Here is a 23,563-nt window from a genome sequence, read left to right as displayed (position 1 = left end):
TTCTCGGCCCGCATACCGAAATCATCGCAGAGCAAAGGTTATGAAGGTTCTCCTTCGGACGACCAAGATGGATCTCGTGACCGCCAACCATGTCTTGGCCAGCGAGAACGTGGTGGACGCGTTCGGCCACGTGAGCGTGCGCCATCCGCAAAAGCCCGATCGCTTCTTCCTGTCCTGCTCGCGGAGCCCCGCTCTGGTCTCCATGTCGGACATCATGGAGTTCAACCTGGATGGCACTGTCTGCGGACCGGACGACAGAAAGCCATACCTGGAGCGCTTCATCCACGGCGCTATCTATGAAGCGAGAGACGACATCCACAGCGTCGTGCACAATCATTCCGCCGATCTCATTCCCTTTGGTGTCACTAACACGCCGGTCAAACCGCTGCTGCACGTCGCCGGTGCGATCGGGAAGGAGGTGCCTATCTGGGACATCCGTGACAGCTTCGGCGACACCTCGCTACTTGTCACGAACATGACGCAGGCGCGGGATCTTTCCGGCGCTTTAGGGGATGCCACCGCAATCCTGATGCGGGGGCACGGCGCTGTCGTCACGGGTCACAGCATCAAGAGCGCAGTGCTAACGGCTATCTATCTCCAGCTCAATGCAAAGCTGGACTGGAAAGCCCGCCACTTGGGTGAAGTGCGCTACCTCTCGGAAGGCGAGATCGCGGCTAGCGACGAAACGCTTCTTGCGCAGGTGCCATCGGAGCGAGCGTGGGCCTATTTCGTGGATCGCAGCAAGAATGCTCGGAGCGCCCTGCGGTTGAGAAGGATAAGAAGTTGATGACGCTGGAGACCAAGAAGATCAACGAAGCCGCGATGGCGTTGAGCAATGCAGTGAGGAGCGGCGTACCCTGTAGCCCGATACGCGATCTTCTGCCGGCAGGTGACGTCGATGCGGCGTACGCGGTTCAGGAGTTGGGGACCAAGGCACGCGTAGAACGAGGGGGTCGGATAGTCGGCCGAAAGATCGGGCTTACATCCGTTGCCGTGCAGCGCCAATTGGGGGTCGGCCAACCCGATTACGGCGTGTTGTTCGCCGACATGGATGTCCCTGAAGGTGAGACAGTGCCATGGCACCACGTGTTGCAACCAAAGGTAGAGGCGGAGGTCGCGTTCGTTCTGGGAAAAGACCTTAGGGGCGACGAAGTGACGGCGGCGGAAGTCCTGGCAGCGGTCGAATACGCCGTCGCCGCAATCGAGATCGTCGGGTCGCGTATCGCCAATTGGGACATACGGATCGTTGATACGGTCGCCGATAACGCGTCGTCTGGTCTCTTTGTTCTTGGTCATGTTCCGCGTCGGCTGTCGGAAATCGACGTCGTGGGTCTGCGCATGAAGCTGTCACGAGCGAACGACCCCGCATCATCCGGCTCCGGCAAGGCTTGTCTGGGGAGTCCCTTGTCTTCGCTTCGGTGGCTTGCCCGAACCATGGTGCGGCGAGGTCATCCGCTTTGCGCTGGAGACGTAGTCCTTTCCGGCGCACTTGGGCCAATGGTGGCGGTGCAACCGGGAGATCGCTTCGAGGCCGAGATCGAGGGCCTCGGGACCGTTGAGACCAGCTTCGGAGAAAGCGATGGCTAAGACCAAGGTAGCGATCCTCGGCTCCGGCAACATCGGAACGGATCTGTTGATCAAGATTATGCGGCTTTCGAGCAACCTCGAAGTCAGCGCACTCGCTGGAATCGACCTAAAGTCGGACGGGCTAGCGAGAGCGGCCCGGATGGGAGTGCCGATCACAACGAAAGGCATCGATGGCCTGCTTGAGATGCCAGAATTTACGGAGATCGGACTCGTCTTTGATGCGACCTCGGCTTCGGCCCACAAGCGACATGATGGGATCCTGCGAGAACACGGAAAGACGGTGATCGACCTGACGCCGGCTGCGATCGGGCCCTTCGTCGTACCTCCGGTGAACGGAGAGACTCAGCTGGACAGCAAGAATGTCAACATGGTCACGTGCGGCGGACAGGCCACCATTCCGATCGTGGCCGCAATTAGCCGCGTCGCGAAGGTTCACTATGCCGAGATCGTGTCGTCGATCGCATCGCGGTCGGCCGGCCCAGGAACGCGCGCGAATATCGACGAATTCACCGAGACGACGTCGCGTGCGATAGAGATCCTCGGCGGCGCGCGCCGCGGCAAGGCTATCATCATTCTCAATCCGGCCGAGCCCCCTCTGATCATGCGAAACACGGTCTATTGTCTCACCGACCGCGCCGATCGTGACCGGATCGTGGAATCAGTCGAGAGGATGGTCACCGCGGTCCAGTCGTATGTTCCGGGCTATCGGCTCAAACAGAAGGTTCAGATCGAATCGCTGGGGTCGAAAACGCGAATTCCTGAGACTGATCCAACGTCTTCCGGAATGAAGATCAGCGTGTTTCTCGAAGTCCAAGGCGCTGCGCACTATCTGCCTGCATACGCAGGAAATCTCGACATCATGACTTCGGCAGCGCTTCGCATCGGCGAGCAGCTCGCGGGCCGGACGATGATGGGGACAGTACAATGAAGGCTCCGAGCCCGGGCAAGAAGCTGTACATCCAAGATGTCACGCTTCGTGATGGAATGCATGCTATCCGGCACCAATATAGTCTCGACCAGGTCAAGTTCATCGCGCGGGCGCTGGACGAAGCGCGGGTGGATGCCGTTGAAGTCGCTCACGGTGACGGACTTGGCGGCTCCAGCTTCAACTACGGTTTCGGTGCTCATACCGATTGGGATTGGATCGGCGCCGTTGCGGAAACGCTCCAATACAGCAAGCTGACGACACTCCTTATTCCGGGCATCGGAACTGTTCACGACCTCAAACAAGCGCATGAGGCCGGCGTCAGATCGGTCAGGATCGCCACCCATTGCACGGAAGCCGACGTCGCCAAGCAGCATATCGAGACCGCCAGAAAGCTTGGACTGGACGTCTCAGGTTTTCTCATGATGAGCCATATGGCGGAGCCAGGGGCGCTAGCCGAACAGGCCAAGCTGATGGAGAGCTACGGGGCACACTGCGTCTACGTGACCGACAGTGGAGGCGCCCTGACGATGTCTGGCGTGGCCGCTCGGCTCCAGGCCTACGATCGAGTTTTGAGACCGGAAACGCAACGCGGAATTCATGCCCACCATAACCTCTCGCTCGGTGTAGCCAACGCGATTGCGGCTGTGGAATCGGGCGCGATTCGTGTGGACGCCAGTCTCGCCGGAATGGGAGCAGGCGCCGGAAACACTCCCCTGGAAGTCTTCATCGCCTGCGCGGACATCTACGGCTGGTCGCACGGCACTGACCTCTTTCGGCTCATGGACGCTGCCGACGATCTCGTCCGACCTCTGCAGGATCGACCGGTCCGCGTAGATCGCGAGACGCTGACGTTGGGCTACGCCGGCGTGTATTCGAGTTTTTTGCGGCATGCGGAGCGGGCGGCGCATGAATTTGATCTCGATACGCGGAAGATTCTTGTCGAACTCGGGGCAAGACGCATGGTCGGCGGACAAGAGGACATGATCACGGACGTAGCTCTGGACTTGCTAAAAAAAGAACGAGGAGGAGGAAATAGCGATGCTTAATGACGAACGAACGATCGACGCGAATGGTCATGCGAAAATGACTATTGTTTTGGGTATGTTGGTTGCTTTGCTCGAAGGAGTCGACTTTCAGATTATCGGCGTTGTCGCTCCGGTACTAATTAAGACGCTGGGATTCTCGCCTCAGCAGATCGGCGAACTCTTCAGCTCGAGCCTCGTCGGTCTCGCGATTGGGTCTCTCATCGGCGGAAAACTGGCGGATCAGATAGGACGCAAACCGACGCTCGTCGGCGCAATACTGGTGATGGGTGCATTTACGTTAGGGGCTGCGGCGACGGACAACTTCATGTCGTTGTTGGTGATGCGGTTCCTAACAGGAGTAGGCTTGGGCGGAGCGTTGCCCAACATGATCGCGCTCGTGTCGGAGGCCGTCCATCAAAAGCGCCGCACATTCTTCGTCGCAATAATTTCCTGCGGCTTGGCGCTTGGCGGTGTCATCATCTCGTTGCTGGGAAGATTTGCGCTGCCGGAACTCGGTTGGCGCGGCCTCTTCGTGGTGGGAGGGGTTCTTCCAGTCCTGATCGTCCCTGTGCTGGCGTTCGCTTTGAAGGAAACGCGGAGCAGGAACGAAGCCAACGCCGTGCATGTCGGTGTTGCAGCGGCATTGTTCAGCGAGCAACGAGCCGTCTCGACCGTTTCGCTCTGGATCGGTTTTGCCCTCACTCTCTTCCAGCTGTCGCTTCTCTTGAATTGGCTTCCGACCTTGGTGATCGCGAAAGGACTCTCGGCTGCCGAGGCATTTACGGCACTTCTATTCGTGAACGTCGGAAGCTTGGTGGGGTCGAGTTTTGTTGGCTGGATGTGCGATCGGTACGGAGCCAGATGGCCGATGGCTCTGGTGTACACGTCTATGATGGCGACTATGGTCGGACTCGGAAACGCCACCCACTATTCCGAGATTCTGGCCTGGTCTTTCCTGGCGGGAGTTGTGGTTCTCGGCGCCCAATTCGTTCTCTACGGACTAGCACCGAAAATCTATCCGGCCGAATCACGAGGTTTCGGGGTTGGCGCTGCTGCTGCTGCAGGCAGGATCGGCGCGATCGTCGCTCCTATCGTTGCAGGGCAGATGATCGGAGCCGGCGCGACAGCAAGCACGATCCTCACTCTCATGGTTCCGCTCGTCCTGTGTGCGGGGTTGGCAATCTTCCTTCTGTCTTTCTCGGCACGAAGTGCCTTGGCTTCCGAAGCCTGATAACGATCGGAGTTTTAGATGATGCAGTCTTCTCAGATTCGCTCCCGGTGGATTGTCGCCAACGGCATTCGGACGCACTACTCGGAGGCCGGCGACGCAGAGAAAACCCTCGTCGCGCTTCACGGCGGCGGAGCGGGCTCCTCGGGTGCCTCGGGCATGGGCCTGGTCATGCCCTTGCTCGGAGAGCATTTCCGCGTGGTAGCACCGGACTCGATCGGAGGCTTCGGCCTCACAGATCCAAAGGCGTCGACTCCATACGGTCTGATTAGCCGTACCTATCATACGTCAGACGTGGTCGACGCCCTTGGCCTCCAGCGATTCAGTCTCATCGGCAATTCGCAGGGTGCTTGGTCGGCTTGCTATTACGCTATGCTGCATCCTGACAGAGTGGAGAAGATCGTCATAGTATCTTCTCTTACGATCGCCGGCTCGCTCGGAATCAAGCAGGCCCCGAACGCCGCGATGGAGGCGTTGATCGGGTACGACGGCACGAGGCAAGGCATGAAGCGGTTGCTTGAGGCGATCATCGTCGACAAGAAGCGGATAACGGATCAACTCGTCGACGAGCGACAGGCTGCTGCGACCCGTCCGGGCGCCTTGGAAGCCTTTCGGGAGATGGGAAGAGCGATCGAATACGTGCGGACGGATCCGATCCTGTCGTTACAGACCCGTTGGGAGACTCTATTGCCGGTGCTGACGGCGAACATTCCTACCCTCATCCTGTGGGGTACCGCAGACACGTTCGCTACAAAGGAGACCGCTCAAGCAGTAGCCGCCAAGCTACCGAACGCGCTCTTCGAGTGGGTCGAGGGCGCTGGCCATCAGGTCCAGACCGACGAGCCGGAGCGTTGCGCCGAATTGGTCAGGACCTTCCTTAATGGATAGGAGGACGATGCCGCGGGGGCCCGGCACACCCGAGAGAATGCCGGGAATGGTGCCGGGAGTGCGGGCGGGGGGATTCCTCTTTCTGTCTGCCATCCGGGGGCGGGATCCCGACAACAACAACATGTCAGACGATCCCTACTTGCAGGCGGTCCAGGCGCTCAGAAACGCCGCTGCCATACTCGCGGCCTCGGGTGCATCGCTCAAACATGTCGTGAAGGTGACGCTCTACTTGTCGGATCTGGAGAACCGAACGCCGTTTCACCGGGCGTGGGTCGAAGCCTTCCCTGAAGATCCGCCAGCTCGCATCGCCGTCTGTATCGCGAACGCGAATGCGGCGCCAGGCGGCAACGCCTACTTTGCGCTCGACGTAATCGCAGTGGATCCAGAATCAGAACCGACCAGGAGCATCTAGCGAAGCTTCATGCGAATGCGCACGAGGTCACCTCGGTGATGGCCTACGGATTCGTAGATCAGGACGCCGGATTGATCGAACACGGAACGGTTGAGTATCACGATAGGAGAATTGACCGGCACGTTGAGATAGTCGGCGAGCTCCAGGTCGGCGGTGCCGACGACGATCGTTTGTTCCGCGCGCGCGATTTGATTACCCAATTCGCGCTGAAGTACGCGAAAAGGAGCATCGTTGAAGTTTTTTTTGCCAATGCGATCGAACAGCTCCTTTTCGACGAACGTCGATCCGACAAGATAGGGAATTCCGTTGCGCCGGTGCAGGCGGCGCAGGAATTGGTAAGCCGGAGCGAGCTTCCCTCCTGGATGAGAAGGATTCGGGAGCCGCAGTGCAGGGCGGCACTCGATCCACTCCATCTTTGTTTCGGAGGAAGAGGACTGGTCCACAGATGCAGACCAGTCTGACGGAATGTCGTGCCAAATATCGGCCTTCGGTTTCTCGAGGACGAACGTTCCGCGACCGCGATACCGGCCGATCAGTCCTTCGATCTCGAGAAAACCGATGGCATGCCTTACAGTGGCCCGCGCGGCTCCAACTTGCTCGGCGAGTTCGTCAAGCGAGGGAATCTGATCGCCGACCTGCCACTCGCCCGTTTCGATCCTTCTTCGAAAGAGAGTGACGAGCTGAACGTAGATAGGCGTCGCTAGCTCGTTCAACGACGTATGCGTGGGAACGGTGGGCACCCTAAGTCCGCTTCGCAGGTTCCGATCGTTGGTTTCCCTTGACGTTCGCCTGTCCTGAAGCTCCCGCCGGACGGGATTGCTTGGACTCTTAGACGGCATCGTCGACTCCAAAAGCGCTCGGTTGCGATCGACCCGAATTATCAGATCGACTGGTCGAATAACAGACGAATTACACCGGTATCACCGCTAACGTCTTGAGCGTCTGCGACAAAAAACTTGCTGCAAGGCGTTAAGTTGAGCCGCCGAACGTGCGCCGTTCGAGCGTCGCTAACCAGAAATCGCACACTTTCGGCCAGATCCAATCCGCATCGATTCTTTAGAAAACAAATGAAATTTGAATGACTTAGCTGGCTTCAAAACAGCTAAATTATCGAACGTATAAAGGGATAGACTTCTATCATACTAGTTGATTTGGTTGTGCTTCGATGTTATCGAATCGTCATCGGGGGAAATTGGGGCGAGCTCTGTACTCGAGCCGCGCTCGATGCAGATCCGCAAAGGGGGGATTTCGGATGACGACTACTTTTCGTGCATTGACGATAATCGGGGCGCTGTCGCTTGTGACTCTCGGCTCGCTCGATCCGGCAAGCGCTACCGATACTGACGTTCCGACCAAGGCGATGAAGGCCAAGCCGGTGGCCGACCAACCGTTCTTTCTCTTGATCGATAACCGTGTCACCTATTCGTATCTTCCGAAGGGTACGGACCCGGGTAGTTTCACAATTCAGCCGAACGGAACGATCAACGGCAAAACCGCCAAGCAGGTCTATTCGTTCACGCACTTCGACATCTGGGCCTACGGCACGAACTTTTTCACCATTTCGATGCTTAAGTCGGATCACAACAATCCGGCGAACGGATGTGTGTTCAACAACGGGAGTTGCGCTGGGGCGACGGATGTCTACGGCCTGATCCGCAGTACCTTTGGGTTCAATGAAATATTCGGAACAAAGGCATTCAGCGTTGGGCCACTCCGCAACATCTCGTTTGAGATCGGTGCTGATGCCCAGGTCGAGAACATCGCACTGGCCCCCTCCAAGCGCGACGTCGTCGCCGGTCTTCAATTCGCCTTCGATCTGCCGTACCACGGCTTCTTCAACGTTGCGCCGCTATATTATAAGGAGATCAACCACAACGCGTTCGTTCAGTGTGGCTTTACAGTTTCGCCAGTGTGTTTGTCGGATGGAAACACCGAGTACAAAGGGACCTGGGCGCTCGAAACGAACTACTATATGGACCTCGGCTTCCTTCCCGAGACCATCCGGTATTTCTCGATTAGCGGTCGAGCCGGTTGGTACGGCCCCAAGGGGCCTGAAAACTCTCCGCTTCCGTTTGCACCCCCGTTCAACATTCAGACCAAGACCGAGTTCAATAGCGAGCCAATACGTCTGACGTTTGACGCCAGTCGCGCGTTCATGGGGCCGAAATACACCCACCTCGTCGACGTCTGGGTCGCCTATCGTTACTGGCAGAATAAGTACGGCATGGATCATACCAACAGCCGGATCTGTAATGTCGCCCCTGGCGTAAGCAACGGAAGTTGCACAGAGAGCTCTGTATATTCCGGCGTAACTGTGAAGTTCTGAGGTCGCATCGCGCGGACGCGTCGTCAAGCGGCTGCGCAGGCTGCTGCTTGACCCTTGCGATGATGCGTTCATCTTCGATCGGCGAGCCTCAGATGATCAATAAGATTCGGATAAAGACGAAGCTGTTCCTTGTTCTCGCAATCGCCGGCGTCGCGCTGTTGGTTGCGTCCTCCTACCAGCGCAGCTAGTTTTCTTTCCCTCGAAGCCCTGCCATGGTCCCTTCGGGTGGACGATGAGACTCTGCACAAGCGCCCGGAAATCGTCGATCAGCGAACGGCGGTCGTTACCTGCGCCGGCGTGGCCTAGGCGATGTCTCCGCAAGCGCGTTCACGGTCTTGATGTCCACGTGCGCAACCAGACAACTGCTGCCCAAAGCTTGAAGGCAAACTAGTGAGTCTTCAGTCATCAATGGATGAAGGTCCTTCTAGTCAAACAGTGCGCGCTGAATGAACTTAGTGTAGGTGTTCAGGACGTCGTTGGGGGGCGTGACGTTCTTGCCTTTGTATCCGCCCCACTGGGTGGCCAGATAAACGCGCGACGCCATGACGATGTAAGCGAGCGTGCGTAGCTCCGCTTCCTTGAACGCCGCCATTTCTCCGCGCTTCTGGCCGCGATGAAAGCTCCGCACCAGGCCAGCCGCCATCAATTCGAGATAGGCCGCGTGAGCGCGCGGGGCCATCACCTCCGACTCGTTGAGGAGGCGATGATACCAGGGATGTTCCTCTAGAAAGCTGAAATACGCACGCAGGCGCTGCTCCTCTCGCTCCGCACCAACGACGCCGGGGTCTACTCTGGTACGGAGAAAGTCCATCAGGTGATCACCCATCGCAGGCAACAACTGATCGAAAAATTCCTGGCGCGAATTGAAGTGCCGGTAGAACGTACCGAGCGCAACCTTCGCCTTCGCGGTGATTCGGGCGACAGAGGCTTTCTCGTAGCCGTAGCGTCCCACGGTTCGGGCGCCGGCCTGGATGAGATTCCTGCGCGTTTCCTCAGAGCGCTCCTCACGTGTTCTCCGTGCTTTGCGTTTCGGCGCTTTCTTAGAAGCTTGCTCGATTGCTAGGCGTGCGTTCGCCGAATGCACGAAGGCTCTCCGATTGACAATGTCGTTAGTCAAGATCTGCATAGTCTCCAGCCAGCTTGCAAGAGTCAATCGCGAGCACTGTTCTGCTTCTCGGTTCAGTGCCTCGAAAGGTCGCCGCGGAAGCCGGCAAAGAAGTCGCGAACGTCGCGGATCAGGGCTTCCCCCCGTTCGTAGGCGGCAAAGTGACCACCTGTGGTCCAGTTAGTTCGTCTTGCGAGATTGTAAGTCCGCTTGATCCACGCGTCGGGAGGCGGCGGGAACAGGTCGTTCGGGCATGACAGAAATCCAGTGGGAACGCCGACGAACTCTCTCGGCCCGAGGCCCATGCCGCCCTTGAGCCTTGCGGCGGTGTAGAGCCAGATGGACGTGTGAATGGACTGCGTGAGCCAATAGATCATGATGTTGGTGATCAACTGCTCCATCGTAAATGGCGGTCGACCGCTGCTGTCGCTCCAGCCATGAAATTTTTCGACGATCCAGGCGGCCAGTCCCACCGGCGAATCGTTGAGCCCGTATGCCAACGTCTGCGGCTTGCTACCCTGGATGGCCTGATATCCGCCCTCCTTGCGCAGTCTTGCACGCGCCTGTTCGAGCCATCGTGCTTCATCCGCATCGATCGGAGCGCTTCCGCTTCCGGTATAGGGGCGGAGCCCCATCATGTTGATGTGGATTGCCTTTACCGCGTCGGGGTGGTCGACACCCAACCACGACGCCACCAGGCTGCCCCAGTCGCCGCCTTGCGCAAAATAGCTGTTGTATCCGAGCGTCTCGGTCATCAGCTGGTGCCAGAGCGCGGCAACCTCTCGCGTTGTGATCGGCGCGCTCGGCGGAGACGACCACCCGTAACCGGGAATGCTCGGAACGATCACATCGAAGGAATCATCAGCGTTGCCACCAAAACGCTCCGGATGCGCCAGCGGCGCGATGACATTCTCGAACTCGACGAATGAACCGGGCCAGCCATGGGTGAGTATCAACGGCAGGGGACTGCGACCGCTACCCCTCTCGTAAACGAAGTGAATGGTGAAGCCGTCAATCTCGGTCGTGAACTGCGGGAGCCGATTCAGGCGCGCTTCCACCTCCCGCCAATCATACTTGTCCCGCCACTCCGTCAGGAATTCCTGCATGAAGTCGTGATCCGTGCCCAGCGACCAGGGCGCAACCGATGTACGAGGCGGCAATCTCGCCGAGCGCAATCGCCGTCCGAGATCATCGAGCTCCTCCTGCGGCACGCGAATTTGGAAGGGATCGATACGGAAGTCTTCGCGTCTCGACGGTGGCATTGCTTTTCCTCCAGTCAGAATCCAGTGAAGCGCGGCGGGCGTTTTTCGCGGAAGGCTGACAATCCCTCGCGCATGTCCTCGGATGCGGCATGGGCGGCCCATTCGCGTTGCTCGGCCGCAAGTCCCTCCTGCAGTCCTTGCTGGCTGCCGAGCGTGAGGAGCGATTTCATCCGTCGCAGGCACAACGGGCTGCGGGCGGCGAGCGTGTCAGCCAGCCGGGTCGTCTCTGCCTCAACTTCGCTGTCATCGACGACGCGCGTGACAAGGCCGGCTTCGCGCATGGCGGTTGCCGTAACCCAATCGCCGGTGAACATCAGCTCCCTGGCGCGCATCGCGCCGATCCGTCGCGGAAGCCGGATTGAGCTTCCGCCGCTTGGCAGCAGTCCATACTTTGCGTGAGCGTCGCCGAACCTTGCGCTCGTTCCGGCAATAACCAGATCGCAACAAAGGACAATTTCGAGTCCACCTGCGAGGGCCCAACCCTGAACGGCAGCGATCACCGGAACTGGGCACCTCTCAAGCTTGCAAAGGAAGCGCATCAGCCGGTCGGGAAAGGAATCGGGCCCACTGACTGGTATTCCGTCCTGGTCGACGGCCAATGCCGTGAGGTCGGCGCCGGCAGAGAATGTCCGGGAGGAGCCCGCAATAACCAACGCGCAAAGCGCATTGTCCCTTGCAACCTCATCCAGGATGCCCTCGAAATGTACGATCATCGGTAACGTGATGGCGTTAAGCGAATCCGGCCTGTTGAGCGTGGCCTGCGCGACCTGTCCACGTCGCTCAAACAGCACGTCCGGCGTGATCACAAGCTGCTCCCGAATTCGAGGCAGATCTTGCCGAAGTGCTTTGCTTTCGCGATCTGCGCAATTGCCGATGGCGCGTCGGTGAGCGAACGGCCGGATATCTGATAGATCGGCCTGAGCTTGTGCAGATCGACAGCGCGCATCATCTGCTCGAACGCGCGCTTTGGTCCCGCCGTCACGCCCTGCAGCCGGATCGCTCGCGTCACCACTTGCCCCAACGGTATCGTCGCTGACGGCCCGTCGAGTACGCCAATCATGGCGACCGTGCCTTCCTCCCTGACGGCCTTGATCGAATGCGTGAGCGTGCCTGCCAACTCCATGACCAGGTCAATGCCGGACGGGCCGGCAATCTCGCGCGCGCGTTTTTCCCACGCTGGCTCCGTCCGATAGTTGATCGTTTCGTCCGCTCCAAGCTCGCGCGCGCGCTTGAGCTTCTCGTCACTCGACGAGGTAATGATGACCTTGGCGCCGAACTGCTTGGCAAATTGCAGTGCGAAAAGCGAGACGCCGCCGGTGCCTTGGGTCAGGATTGTGCTGCCAGGCTTGATGCCGGCCGTCGTGAGCGCGCTCCACGCCGTCAGCGCTGCGCAGGGCAGGGTGGCGGCTTCAACCGCGCTAAGGTGGGAGGCGGCACGAACCACACAGTGTTCTGGGAACAGCATGGTCTCCTGCAGGACACCGTCGCAATAGCCGCCTAACATTCCCTTCCAGGTGTCCGGCTGCAGGGCGCCGTCAATCCAGGTCTGCGCGAAGTTCGGGCATACGATGTCGTTCACAGCCAAGGTGCTGACGTCCTGACCGACAGCGACGACGCGGCCGGCGCCGTCGGAGACCGGGACCATCGGCAGCTTGCCGCCGCGCCGCCCGTAGCCGCCCGCGACCATCACGTAATCGCGGAAGTTGATCGAGGCGGCCTGCATTTCGACAAGAACCTCGCGCCGTCCCGGCAGCGGCGGCGCGCGCCGTTCGCCGGCTGTCAAATTCTTAAGTCCCCAATCGGATTTGAGCTCCATCACGCGCATTACTCGCGCCTCCTTCGGCAGGGTCGACTGGGAGACTACAAAGTAGAATAGCGATTCACAATTCTTTTTTGTTCTTGACAAAGTGGTTGACCGGAGATTTCGATGGAGGGGCCAGAAATGACGGGATGTTGGGCAAGCGGGAACACGCCTTGCTCGGCGCCGAACCGCCAGGCGCGTATCGTTGCGCGGAAATGTGGGAGGCTGGGAATGAAGCTCATTGGGCACGTTGCGCTCGCCATCGCTGTCCTGACGACACCTGCGGCGCAGGCGCGGGCCTCCGATGACGTCATAAGGATCGGCATCATGAACGATCAGTCCGGCGTCTACGAAGACATCACGGGCGCAAAGGCCGTCGAGGCGGCGAGGATGGCGGTCGAGGATTTCGGCGGAAAGGTTCTCGGCAAGAAGATAGAAGTCCTGGTCGCCAATCATCAGAACAAGACCGACATCGCAACTTCGATTGCACGCAAGTGGGTCGATGTGGACCACGTTGACGCCATCGCCGACGTGACAGGCTCCGGCGTGGCCCTGGCCGTCAACGAGCTGCTGCGCGACCGCAACACAGTAATGATTGTCGCCAGCGCAGCGACCTCGGACCTGACCGGCAAGGCCTGCTCGCCCACAACGGTGCAGTTCGCCTACGATACCTATTCGTTGGCGAAGAGCACGGCGACCGAGATCCTCAAACAGGGGGGCGACACCTGGTTCTTCATCACCGCCGATTATGCGTTCGGTCATGCGCTGGAGCGGGACACGTCGGCTTTTGTGGAGAAGGGTGGCGGTAAGGTTCTTGGCTCGGTCCGAGCCCCGCTTGGCACGAGCGACTACTCATCGTTCCTGCTGCAGGCGCAGGCGTCGAAGGCCAAGATCATTGGCCTCGCAACTGCCGGCGGCGACACCATCACCGCCATCAAGCAATCGGCAGAGTTCGGCATTCAGGGCGGCGGACAGCGGCTTGGCGGACTTCTGATCTATATCAACGACGTCGAGGCACTTGGTTTGAACGGCGCGCAGGGCCTGATGCTGACGACGTCATTCTATTGGGACCTGACGGACGAGACGCGAGCCTGGACCAAGCGGTTTCTCGATCGCACCGGCGGGCAGCGGCCGCCGAACATGCTGCAGGTGGGGCTCTACTCGGGTGTCCTGCATTATCTCAAGTCAGTCGAGGCGGCCGGTACAAGGGACGCGAAGGCCGTGTCGAAGAAGATGCGCGAACTTCCGGTCAACGATTTCTACAACAAGCAGGTCAAGCTGCGCGATGATGGTCGGGTGCTGCACGAAATGTACCTCGTCCAGGTCAAAAGCCCTGCCGAGTCGAAGTATCGCTTCGATGACTATAAGGTGCTTAGCAAACTGGCGGGCGCGGATGCCTACCGGCCCATGAGCGAAGGAGGATGTCCGTCGGTGGCGCAGCCGCAAAGATAACCATCCGCTCGCGACCACGCCAATTCAGGACGCTGCACCGATGATAGGAAGACGCACATGAACGTCTCGGACCTGCTCGGAGACGTCGCCTCCTACTATGCCGGCAAGCCCTTGCTGTATGTGCGTGGAGAGCCGATCTCGCATGCCCGCATCGACGCGGATGTGCGCAAGCTGACAGGCTGGCTCAGATCGCGCGGAATCGCCAGGGGCGACCGCGTCCTGCTCGTCATGAACAATTCGGCCGAATGGCTCGTTAGCTTGTTTGCCATTCTGCGGGTCGGCGCGATTGTTGTTCCCGTCAATCCCGGCCTGAAGTCGGCGGAGATGTGCACGATCGCGACGCATTGCGAGCCAAGCATGGCGATCGTCGACGACGAGTTTGTCGAATATTTAGAGCCATTGGCCGATCGATTTCCAATGCTTGTTCGGGCTGGGTCCGGTCCTTGCGACTGGACGGCCGTGGTTGTCGGGGCGGAAGCTGACCGCGAGGCAACCCAGGTAAACGCGTCCGACGCGAGCATGATCTTCTACACGTCGGGAACGACCGGCGCGCCTAAAGGCGTCATCATCAGTCATGGCGCGGTAAACTACATCGCCACCATGACCTCGACACATATGCGGATCGGACGAGCCGATACCTCACTGGTGATGGGGTCGTTGGCGTTCATTTATCCCTTGGCAATCAATTGCCTCGCTTCCTTCAGAGGCGGCGCAACTGTGGTCCTGCAGGAGCGCTTTCATCCAAAATTCGTATGCGAGGCGGTCGAGATGCGGCGCGTCACTGTGACGATGGGCGTGCCAACCATGTTTGTCATGCTCATGAACTTCGGCGAACTCGAGCAATACGACTTCTCCTCAATGCGTCTTGCCATTTCCGGCGGCGCCAGTCTTCCGGATGCGCTGTGTCGACGCGCCAAGGATACGCTCGGCTTCGAAATCTTCGATCTCTGGGGAATGACCGAGTGCACGCCGGTGACATCCTACGATCCCGCCCGAGATGACCGCGGCGTCCCGGATTCCTGCGGTCGCGCGCTACCGGGGTGCGATTTCAGGATCGTCGATGATAATTTGCGGCCGGTTGCCAACGGCGTTGTTGGCGAGGTGATGCTGACCGGGCCGATGATCATGTCGGGCTATTACAAGAATCCAAAGGCGACTGCGGAGACCATGATTGACGGCTGGATCCGCAGCGGCGACCTCGGCATCAGGGATGATGCCGGCCATTTGTTCCTCGTCGGCAGAAGGAAGGACCTCATCATTCGGGGTGGCGCGAATGTTTATCCGGTCGAGATCGAGGAAGTTCTCTATACCCATCCCGATGTCGCCGAATGCGCCGTCATTGGTCTGCCGGATGCCGTGTTCGGCGAACGCGTGAAAGCGTTTGTCGTCAGGCGGACGGATCGGTTGATCGAACAGGAACTTCTTTCCCACTGCAGCCGCACGCTCGCGGAATACAAGCTGCCCAGCGAGATCGAATTTGTCGCGGAGCTTCCGAAAGGGCCGACTGGAAAGATCCTGCGGCGCGAGTTGCGGGACTTGTCGACGGTCCGCGCTGAACGCTCTCCCTCGAAGGATCAGGGACTTCAATGATGGGACCGTTGTCCGGTCTGAAGGTCGTCGAATTCGCAGGCATCGGAGCCGGGCCGCATTGCGCAATGATGCTCGCCGATATGGGTGCAGAAATCGTTCGTATCGACCGGTTGCAGCCGGCCGGGCTCGGCGTCGAAGTCGAACCCAAATTCGACTTCCTGATGCGCGGCCGCCGCTCCCTGGCCATCGATCTGAAGTCGCCGACAGGGCGCGAGGTCGTCTTTGAAATGATCGCTCGGGCCGATGCACTCCTGGAAAGCTTTCGGCCAGGCGTCATGGAGCGAATTGGTCTTGGACCCGACGTATGCCTTCGCGTCAATCCGCGCCTGGTCTATGCCCGCCTTACTGGCTGGGGACAGACCGGGCCATATGCCGGCATGGCGGGGCACGATATAAATTATATCGCGCTGTCGGGCGCGCTCGATGCTATGGGAGCGCCAGATCGGTGTCCGCAGCCGCCGCTCAATCTATTGGGAGATTTTGGTGGGGGCGCGCTGCACTGTGCGTTCGGCGTCGTCAGCGCGCTTTTCCATGCGCATCGCAGCGGGCAGGGGCAGGTCGTGGATGCCGCAATGATTGACGGCGTAACGTTGATGATGAGCCTTGTCCTCGGCTGGCGCAAGGCAGGCAAGTGGAGTGACCGGAAAAGTGACAATGTCGTTGACGGAGGTTCGCCGTACTACAGCACATATCGAACCGCTGACGATCGGTTCATTGCGATCGGCGCCATGGAAGAGAAGTTCTACGAGCTGCTGCTCGAAAAACTAGGGCTTTCGCAGCTCCAGCACATGCGTCCGCACACCGATCGGGCCCTCTGGTCCGAACAGCGGAGAACGTTTGAGGCTGTGTTCAGAACGAAAACGCGGGACGAATGGTCCAGTCTTCTCGAGGGAACCGACGCCTGCTTTGCGCCGGTATTGAGCATGCACGAGGCGCCGGAACATCCGCATATCAAGGCCAGAGGTATCTATCGCGAATTGAACGGCGTTCAGCAGCCGTCACCGGCGCCGCGCCTCAGCCTTGCCTCCAATGTCGGGGTGAGCAGCGCCCCTCGCATTGGCGAACACTCCCGCGAAGTCCTGCGAGACTGGGGATGGGACCAAGACGCGATCGCTAAACTCGTAGGCAACGGAGTTGTCTTTCAGGCGACCGAAGTCGGTCGCTGAATCTGCGCCTCAAAACGCGGCGACGATTTGCAGCTCGCTTCCGGGAGGGCGATATTGAAATCGCTACTTTGCGGGCGACGCGATCCCTCGACGATGCAGAAATGCATGACGAAGATGTGTTACCAATTGGCGGCTTAGGCCGAGCAGATAGCTAGCTTTTTGGTACACCCGACACGATTCGAAATCGCGACCTTGGCCTACGAGGGTGTGCTCGAGCGTTCCCCCGACATTGCGTACAAGGATTACTACAACGCCACGCGTACTCATTTGTCATTGAACCAGGATGCCCCGGTCCCTCGCGGCGTCGAGTGGGCCGGAAACATCGTCTGCCGCCCGATCCTGGGCGGACTGCACCATCAATATGGCCGGATGTGATCTACGGTAGGCACAACTCGCAGGTGGCTTCTCTATGTCAAGTCCGATGGCCGCTTGATAATGGTGCGAGCGAGAAGACCTCGCGCCGTCGATTGAAGCGTGCCTTCGGGCAGACGTGCAGATAGCGCCTTTTCCAAAGATTTTGGGGCGGACCGCAGTGCGGCGTGCATGCGCTCAGCCACCACTCCTGGATACAGATCCTCAATACCCTCCCGTAGGGCCAGGATTACGTGGTTAGCGAGCTCTTTTGGGGCGAGCTTTGGTGGCGGAGACTTGATGCTCATGCGAGTGTCGACCGCAGCAGGGAAAACGCCGCAAACTCGTACATTGTACGGCGCAAGCTCTCCTCGAATTGCTTGCGTCAGCGAGTAAGCCGCAGCCTTACTGGCGCAATACGAACCGCAAATCGGCAAGTTCACGTGACTTAAGATGCTCAGCATGTTTACGATTACGCCCTGTCGGCGATCCCGCATTGGGGGCGCAAATGCACGAACCACATTCAACAGGCCAAAATAATTGACCTCCATCTCTCGACGAGCATGATCGGCGGACTCCGCGCTGAGTATGCCGACATTGTCGTTAATGCCGGCACTATTAACTAATATGTCGACTTTTCCTTCAAGCGAAGATGCCAGCGAAAAGACACCGGCAGCGTCTGTCACGTCAAGACGATTGACGCCATCCGGCGCATTGCGGCCGCCGACCTCGATGACTTCCGCCACTCCAGCTGCACGAAAGGCGAGAACAAGTTCTCGTCCGATATCACCGTTGCTGCCTGTGACAAGAACGACCTTGCCGCCAACCTCTTGGTTTGGAGTCACCATGATATTCCTCCTTGGAGCACAGGGCTTCTTCCGCATCTTCGGGAGCGCAGAATCTGCTGAGGTAAGTCGATGCCCCCATGAAACGCGTCGTCCCAACTGGCGGCAAAAGCGCCAAACCGCATAAGGCAAGTTGATTGCATCGTAACCCGAGATCCCAAGAGACAGCCAACGTGAATGCGACGAGAAAGCAGCTCTGGTGCTCCGCAGCTTTAATCAGACATATTTGTGTTACGCAATGAAAAGGGGACGCGCAGCAAACGGGTTAATAGGGGCGCTTCTTGGGCGCCCCTCGGGCAATGCCGCCTTGCCACAAAATCCCTCAGACCTGCCATTTGGACGAATTGCCCTTTGACTGGGGCAGGCACTCGCGGGGTCCTACGTGTGAGACGGGTGGGGCTGTCATCCGAGTCGGTTTAACCAGGTAGTTGGGTGCACAATTATATGATTGCGTTTCGCAAATAAAACTCTATAAGCTTCCTGGCGAGAATGCGACGGTGACCGGCGGTGAGGGATCGACATGGTTACGCGAAATCCAGGTTTGCTCAACGGCAACAAGCTGAAGCTGGGTCTCTTCGGAGCGAACTGCAGCGGAGGGTTGGCCTTTATCAGGCTTCCGGAGCGATGGAATGGGAGCTGGGAGGGGAACGAGCGTCTCGCCATTTTCGCCGACCAGGCCGGATTTGAGTGCATGGTGCCGATTGCGCGCTGGAGCGGTTTCGGTGGCGCCTCGAACGTCAATTCGAAATCGTGGGAAACGCTCACCTGGGCGACCGCCCTGTTGGCGAAGACCACGAGGATCACTGTCTTCGGCACCGTCCATGCGCCAATGGTACATCCCGTATTTGCCGCGAAGCAGATGGTAACAGCCGATCATGTCGGCCGGGGTCGGTTTGGCCTCAACATTGTTTGCGGCTGGAATAAGAGCGAATTCGATATGTTCGGCGTTCAAGCTCTTGCTCACGACCGGCGCTACAAGTACGGCGAGGATTGGTTCAACGTCGTAAAGTCAGTGTGGGCCGCTAAGGAGCCGCAAGACTATACGAGCGAATTTTTTGATCTTAAGAAACTGACAGGAGAGCCGGCTCCGCACGGCGGAGTTGCCCCGATTACGATGAGCGCTGGGGCGTCCGAAACAGGCCGCGCTTTTGCGATCCGCAACGTCGATTTGCATTACGACTATTGCCGGACGCCCGAGGAGAGTCGCGATCGCATCACTGAAACAAAAGCCCTGGCGAAAGCTGCTGGTCGCAACATCCATGTTTGGATCCCGGCATCAGTGGTATGCAGGGAAACGCGTGAACTTGCCCAGCAATATGCGATGCACTGCGTGAACAACGCCGACTGGGAAGCGTTGGACGAGCAGTACAGATTGTACACTGGTGCATTCGGCTCGAAGACCCGTTCATCCGCGGAGACAGAGTATGTCCGTCATCAACAGCAGGTGAGGGCAGTGCTCGGCTACGGCGGAAGCTACTCTCTATGCGGATCTCCCGATGACGTGGCCGAGCAGCTTGCTCGACTTTCCGACGCGGGATTCGACGGGGTCGCAATTTCATTCGTGAATTACCTCGAGGAAATGCCGTTCTTCGTCCAAGAGGTGCTGCCACGTCTTGCCCGAAAAGGTCTGCGTGCACAATAGGTCGAAGGGAAGTCTTGGGGGCTTCGTACCTGAGGTGTTGTTGTTGTCGAAGGTCAGTCGCGCGCGATCCGAGTTGGAGGGTCCGTGGAGCACAAGAGGAGCCGAACATGAGCAATTTGTCACGACGTTCTTTGCTGCGGCTTGCGGGCTTGAGTACGCTAGCGGTCGGAGGGGAATTTGCTTTGTTTGATGGGGAGGCCAAAAGCGCTCCTGCAGATGTTCTGACAATCGCCTACCCGGCTGCGCCGGCAGCCTTCGATCCCAACACCGGTCCTCAGACAACGAGCCCCGGAAATCAGTCCATCTTTCGGACAATCTATGACCCTTACATAACCCAAAACCCCGATCTTACACTCAGTCCGGGTGTCATCGATCAGTTTGGCTGGAACGAAGACAAATCGAAAATATTCTTGACGCTCCGTGCGGGCGTGAAGTGGCACGATGGCGAAGCCGTAACGATCGATGACGTCCTCTGGAATTTGAAGCGCCTCACTGATCCAAAGGCGCCGCTTGCCCCCATCTTTGCAAGTAACAAGAACTTTGTTGTCGATGGCAATACAATCACATTTGATGTGTCACCTTGGCGTGCAAACATGCTCGAGCGTTTCACGTTCCTCGGTTGCTACCTGCTCCCGCAGAAGTACTACGAGAAGGTGGGTGCTGAGGGCTTCGAGAAGAGGCCGATCGGAACCGGGCCGTACATGTTTGATACGTACGAACGCGGATCGTTCCTCCGCTTGAAGAAGTTCAGTGAGTATTGGGGACGCCGGCCAGAGTTTGAAACGGTGGTTTTCAAATTCGTCACCGATTCGCCCAGCAGGGTCGCTGAACTTGAGCGTGGAAGTGCCGATGCAACTTCCGATATTCCGTATGAGGAGTACGAGCGGCTCAAAAGCCGCGGGCTTGCGGGCAGCTGTTACCCGATCGCCGACGTCGCTCTAATTTTCGTGAACAACGAGGGCGCGTTTGCCGATGATAACGTGCGGCGCGCCGCGGTCTTTGCAATCGACAAGAAGGCGATCGTTGAACGTCTATTGCGCGGATACGCAAAGCCGCTTGGGACGCTTTTGGCTCCCGAGTACAAGGGCTTCGATCAATCGATCTACACGCCTTTCAATCCGGCAAAGGCGAGCGAGCTGCTTGCCAAATCGGGCTATTCGCCGAGCAAGCCTGTGGAGCTGACGATTCAGACAACGAAGGGTTACAAGCCCAAGGATTACGAGATCATCCAGGCGATCGTCCAGATGTGGAGAAAGGTTGGGATCCACGCGAATATCGAAGTATACGAGATTGCGAAGCACTTCGAGCTGCGAGCGCAGCACAAGCTGGCTCCGGCGGCCTTCTATGATTGGGGGAATTCGACCGCTGATCCGGAAAGCTCACTTGGTACAGCGTTGATCACGAACAGCGCACACTCTTCATGGAAGGGCGGCCAGCTGGACGACGCGTTGAAGGCCACGTTTGTACAGAAGGACGAAGGCAAGCGCCTCGAGCAGTACGCAGCGATCAATCAGACAGTCTCTGACAATGCTTACATCATCCCTCTGTTTCAGTACTTCCAGCCAGTCGTCTACAAGCCGACACTGAAGTTCAAGCCCCATGTGGCGGGATATGTAATGCCGTCGCTCTTTTCCAAGGCGTAAGGCGGCGAGCCGTAACGGCGAGGTCTTCGAGTCAGTCGACATGAAAATTGAGCGAACAGGGGACCGCGTCCTGGGAATGCATTTTCAGAACGAGGCGCAAAACGTAGGCGTAGACAGCTCAACGTTTAAGGGCGTGATGAGGAAGCTGACCGGTGCCGTTTGCGTTGTTGGCGTTGGCGGTCCTGATGGATTGCATGGGATGACCGCCACGGCAATATGCAGCGCTAGCGCAGACCCGCCAACTCTATTGATCATTCTCAATAAGACGTCCAGGACGCATGCCTTTGTAGAGGGTAGTTGTGCATTTTCCGTGAGCGTGTTGGGAGCGTCTCAAGAAGGGCTCGCGGAGCTGTTTGCGTCGAAAAAGATGAACCCATTTGAAGCGGTACCGCACAAGTTGGTAGACGGAAGGACGCCGGTCCTTTCGGAGGCGATAGCTTACTTGTTGTGCGAACTGGAAACGAGAATCGATGTGCATACACACACGATCTTTGTAGGTCGAGTTGTCGATACCGGGGTGGAGCAGAAGGATCCGCTTCTATACTTCGACGGAGCTTATCGAAGATTAGCCAGCTGATCTCCACGCATGGAGTCAGTAGCGTTGCCCAACGTCATCGGCGGAAGGTCTTGAGCTGTACGTGCGCTCTGGAAGAGGCGTCGGTGCGGGGGCAGCGCAGGTGAATGCTGTGGTGTTGAAGCGAGTGCTCACGATTCAATGAGTTGAGGCATGTGGGAGCTCTTTTCCGGCGCCAGAAGAGAAGGGTTATAGGTCCTTCAGCAAAGACGTCCTCGGGACTCTTGCTGTCGCAGGAGCCCTCGCAGTCGCCTATGCGGTTGGCTTCTTGTTCTTATGGTCGTTGTGAACGACATGCCGCTTTGCGCTGAAGATATCGCATCGTTTGTGCAGCCATCGTTCATCAGAAGATCCACGATAGTTGTGTTTCACAAATAAAGGAGCTAGTATCGTCAGCAACAGGTTTCGAACGGAGGGTCCTCTATGCTGAGACATGAAGACAATATGGCGCTCACGCAGGTGGGCCCTGGAACTCCCATGGGGCGCTTCATGCGGCGGTACTGGATTCCCGCGGCCAAGCTGGAGCAAATCGCTGAGCCGGGCGGTGCGCCAGTCCGAGTGAAGCTGCTGGGCGAGTCCCTCGTCGCGTTTCGCGATCCCAATGGGAAGGTCGGTCTTGTTGGTGAGTATTGCCCGCATCGCGGAGCTTCGCTGGTATACGGCCGAAACGAAGAGGACGGCCTTCGGTGTCTCTATCACGGGTGGAAGATGGGATGTGGCTACGTGCTGGAATCTCCCCCCGAGCCGCCAACTCGCACGTTCGCCAAAAAGCTTAAGCACGTCTCTTATCCGGTTAGGGAGGCTGGGCAGCTTCTTTGGGCGTATATGGGGCCGCCCGAGCTCGAGCCGCCGTTCCCCAAGTTTCCGTGGCTGGATCTGCCCGAAAGCCAGCTGCTTGTCGTGAAGATGCATCAGGCGAGCAACTACTTGCAGGGCGTTGAAGGCGATCTGGATCCGGCCCACCCGAATTATCTGCATCGCGACTTCGATCTCGATGACAAAAAAAGTTGGGCTGGTGCGGGTTGGCAGTCGATCGCTCATTTGATGTCGGACGGTACGCCGGTCATCCATTGCGAGGAGACGCCGTACCTCATGCGGGTGGGCGCGATTCGCAATACCGATAAGCCGGACGTGCACTATGTCCGCTCAACTGAGTGGATCGCACCATTCTATTGCTACATTGCGACTGGCCCGCGGGAGTCCAGGCTGTTTAAGGCGTGGCATCCCATCGACGACCACAACTGCTATACCTTCTACATCCACTTTGACTTCGAAAAGCCGATCGATAAGGAGGCTGCGTACTCGAACTGGGGCCATCGGACCTCGCCACCGGAGTACAAAACGCCGCATAATTTAGCCAACATGCACTTGCAGGACCGCGAGAGAATGAAGCGCGGAAACTTCTCAGGTGTGTCTGGTGCTGCCGTCCAGGATCGCGTTGTCCAAGAAAGCATGCTGCCCATCGTTGATCGCACGAAAGAACACCTTGGGACCAGCGACAAGGCGGTGATGTTTTATCGTAAGCTCTTGTTGAACAAGCTCAAGGAGATGGATGAAGGAAAGCCGCTGCCGGGCCAGGATCCCTCGCTCGACTATAACCAGCGTGCTTGTTCATTTGATCTTCCAACCGGAAAGCCTTGGCAGGAAGTCGTAAAGGCACAGGAGGACTACGAGCGGTCCTTGGGTGTCGATGAGCGACACTTGTCGACCGCGAATGTGATCATGGCTCAGTAGTGCT

21 protein-coding genes are annotated in these 23,563 nt (G+C 58.3%); 15 read left to right on the top strand and 6 right to left on the bottom strand.

Annotated features, from left to right (window positions below; translation table 11 throughout):
* The first annotated feature begins 67 nt into the window (after positions 1-67).
* From QOU61_RS24065 to QOU61_RS24035, 7 genes are read left to right on the top strand one after another with little or no spacing between them, the layout of a single operon-like run.
* Entirely contained in the window at positions 68-787 is a 720-nt protein-coding gene (locus QOU61_RS24065; RefSeq protein ID WP_289653686.1) for a class II aldolase/adducin family protein, read from the top strand.
* A complete protein-coding gene (locus QOU61_RS24060) occupies positions 787-1,587 on the top strand; it encodes a 2-keto-4-pentenoate hydratase (RefSeq protein WP_289653684.1) in 801 nt (266 codons plus the stop codon). The genes QOU61_RS24065 and QOU61_RS24060 overlap by 1 nt, the downstream gene beginning before the upstream one ends.
* Entirely contained in the window at positions 1,580-2,515 is a 936-nt protein-coding gene (locus QOU61_RS24055; RefSeq protein WP_289653683.1) for an acetaldehyde dehydrogenase (acetylating), read from the top strand. Before QOU61_RS24060 ends, QOU61_RS24055 begins: the two co-directional genes overlap by 8 nt.
* Positions 2,512-3,561, top strand: coding sequence for a 4-hydroxy-2-oxovalerate aldolase (gene dmpG / locus QOU61_RS24050; protein ID WP_289653682.1), 1,050 nt, complete (start codon positions 2,512-2,514; stop codon positions 3,559-3,561). Before QOU61_RS24055 ends, dmpG begins: the two co-directional genes overlap by 4 nt.
* Positions 3,554-4,771, top strand: coding sequence for an MFS transporter (locus tag QOU61_RS24045; RefSeq protein WP_289653681.1), 1,218 nt, complete (start codon positions 3,554-3,556; stop codon positions 4,769-4,771). The genes dmpG and QOU61_RS24045 overlap by 8 nt, the downstream gene beginning before the upstream one ends.
* 18 nt (positions 4,772-4,789) lie before the next feature.
* Positions 4,790-5,656 (top strand): alpha/beta fold hydrolase, encoded by an 867-nt coding sequence (locus QOU61_RS24040; protein WP_289653680.1) that lies wholly within the window; start codon positions 4,790-4,792, stop codon positions 5,654-5,656.
* A 46-nt stretch (positions 5,657-5,702) separates the two neighbouring features.
* Positions 5,703-6,068 carry a RidA family protein gene (locus tag QOU61_RS24035; protein ID WP_289653679.1) on the top strand — a complete coding sequence of 122 codons (366 nt, stop codon included), beginning with the start codon at positions 5,703-5,705 and terminating at the stop codon, positions 6,066-6,068.
* On the opposite strand, the gene QOU61_RS24030 is transcribed toward QOU61_RS24035, so the two are convergent.
* Positions 6,065-6,781 (bottom strand): GntR family transcriptional regulator, encoded by a 717-nt coding sequence (locus tag QOU61_RS24030; RefSeq protein ID WP_289653678.1) that lies wholly within the window; start codon positions 6,779-6,781, stop codon positions 6,065-6,067. The two genes, QOU61_RS24035 and QOU61_RS24030, sit on opposite strands and share 4 nt — an antisense overlap.
* A gap of 539 nt (positions 6,782-7,320) precedes the next feature.
* Here QOU61_RS24030 and QOU61_RS24025 point away from each other — a divergent pair.
* A complete protein-coding gene (locus QOU61_RS24025) occupies positions 7,321-8,394 on the top strand; it encodes a hypothetical protein (RefSeq protein ID WP_289653677.1) in 1,074 nt (357 codons plus the stop codon).
* A gap of 424 nt (positions 8,395-8,818) precedes the next feature.
* Here QOU61_RS24025 and QOU61_RS24020 read toward each other — a convergent pair whose 3' ends face one another.
* The 4 genes from QOU61_RS24020 to QOU61_RS24005 all read right to left on the bottom strand — a co-directional run bounded on the left by QOU61_RS24020 (position 8,819) and on the right by QOU61_RS24005 (position 12,586).
* On the bottom strand, positions 8,819-9,478 hold the full coding sequence (locus QOU61_RS24020) for a TetR/AcrR family transcriptional regulator (protein ID WP_289653676.1): 660 nt from the start codon (positions 9,476-9,478) through the stop codon (positions 8,819-8,821).
* Between the two features lie 95 nt (positions 9,479-9,573).
* Entirely contained in the window at positions 9,574-10,761 is a 1,188-nt protein-coding gene (locus tag QOU61_RS24015; RefSeq protein WP_289653675.1) for an epoxide hydrolase family protein, read from the bottom strand.
* Positions 10,762-10,775: 14 nt separating this feature from the next.
* Positions 10,776-11,567: an enoyl-CoA hydratase/isomerase family protein gene (locus tag QOU61_RS24010; RefSeq protein WP_289653674.1), complete on the bottom strand. Its 792-nt coding sequence runs from the start codon at positions 11,565-11,567 to the stop codon at positions 10,776-10,778.
* Complete coding sequence (locus QOU61_RS24005) at positions 11,564-12,586, bottom strand: zinc-dependent alcohol dehydrogenase family protein (RefSeq protein WP_289653673.1); 1,023 nt, start codon at positions 12,584-12,586, stop codon at positions 11,564-11,566. The genes QOU61_RS24010 and QOU61_RS24005 overlap by 4 nt, the downstream gene beginning before the upstream one ends.
* Before the next feature lie 303 nt (positions 12,587-12,889).
* On the opposite strand from QOU61_RS24005, the gene QOU61_RS24000 reads away from it, so the two are divergent.
* Genes QOU61_RS24000 through QOU61_RS23990 form a run of 3 tightly spaced genes read left to right on the top strand, consistent with a single transcriptional unit; the run spans position 12,890 to position 16,770 of the window.
* The gene (locus QOU61_RS24000) at positions 12,890-14,014 is read left to right on the top strand and encodes an ABC transporter substrate-binding protein (RefSeq protein WP_289653672.1); all 1,125 of its coding nucleotides are present in this window, start codon (positions 12,890-12,892) and stop codon (positions 14,012-14,014) included.
* A gap of 57 nt (positions 14,015-14,071) precedes the next feature.
* On the top strand, positions 14,072-15,604 hold the full coding sequence (locus tag QOU61_RS23995; protein WP_289653670.1) for a class I adenylate-forming enzyme family protein: 1,533 nt from the start codon (positions 14,072-14,074) through the stop codon (positions 15,602-15,604).
* A complete protein-coding gene (locus tag QOU61_RS23990; RefSeq protein WP_289653669.1) occupies positions 15,601-16,770 on the top strand; it encodes a CaiB/BaiF CoA transferase family protein in 1,170 nt (389 codons plus the stop codon). The genes QOU61_RS23995 and QOU61_RS23990 overlap by 4 nt, the downstream gene beginning before the upstream one ends.
* Before the next feature lie 407 nt (positions 16,771-17,177).
* Here QOU61_RS23990 and QOU61_RS23985 read toward each other — a convergent pair whose 3' ends face one another.
* Positions 17,178-17,969 (bottom strand): SDR family NAD(P)-dependent oxidoreductase, encoded by a 792-nt coding sequence (locus QOU61_RS23985; protein ID WP_289653668.1) that lies wholly within the window; start codon positions 17,967-17,969, stop codon positions 17,178-17,180.
* 517 nt (positions 17,970-18,486) lie between these two features.
* Here QOU61_RS23985 and QOU61_RS23980 point away from each other — a divergent pair.
* The 4 genes from QOU61_RS23980 to QOU61_RS23965 all read left to right on the top strand — a co-directional run bounded on the left by QOU61_RS23980 (position 18,487) and on the right by QOU61_RS23965 (position 23,559).
* Positions 18,487-19,608, top strand: coding sequence for an LLM class flavin-dependent oxidoreductase (locus QOU61_RS23980; RefSeq protein WP_289653667.1), 1,122 nt, complete (start codon positions 18,487-18,489; stop codon positions 19,606-19,608).
* Between the two features lie 107 nt (positions 19,609-19,715).
* On the top strand, positions 19,716-21,251 hold the full coding sequence (locus tag QOU61_RS23975; RefSeq protein WP_289653666.1) for an ABC transporter substrate-binding protein: 1,536 nt from the start codon (positions 19,716-19,718) through the stop codon (positions 21,249-21,251).
* A gap of 40 nt (positions 21,252-21,291) precedes the next feature.
* Positions 21,292-21,828, top strand: a complete 537-nt coding sequence (locus tag QOU61_RS23970) for a flavin reductase family protein (RefSeq protein WP_289653665.1) — start codon at positions 21,292-21,294, stop codon at positions 21,826-21,828.
* A 420-nt stretch (positions 21,829-22,248) separates the two neighbouring features.
* Positions 22,249-23,559, top strand: a complete 1,311-nt coding sequence (locus tag QOU61_RS23965) for a Rieske 2Fe-2S domain-containing protein (RefSeq protein WP_289653664.1) — start codon at positions 22,249-22,251, stop codon at positions 23,557-23,559.
* Positions 23,560-23,563: the final 4 nt, after the last annotated feature.

The sequence above is a fragment of the Bradyrhizobium sp. NP1 genome (genome assembly GCF_030378205.1).
Lineage (GTDB): Bacteria > Pseudomonadota > Alphaproteobacteria > Rhizobiales > Xanthobacteraceae > Bradyrhizobium.
The sequence above is the reverse complement of the archived record's forward strand: the minus strand, read 5'-3'. Positions and strand labels throughout refer to the sequence as shown.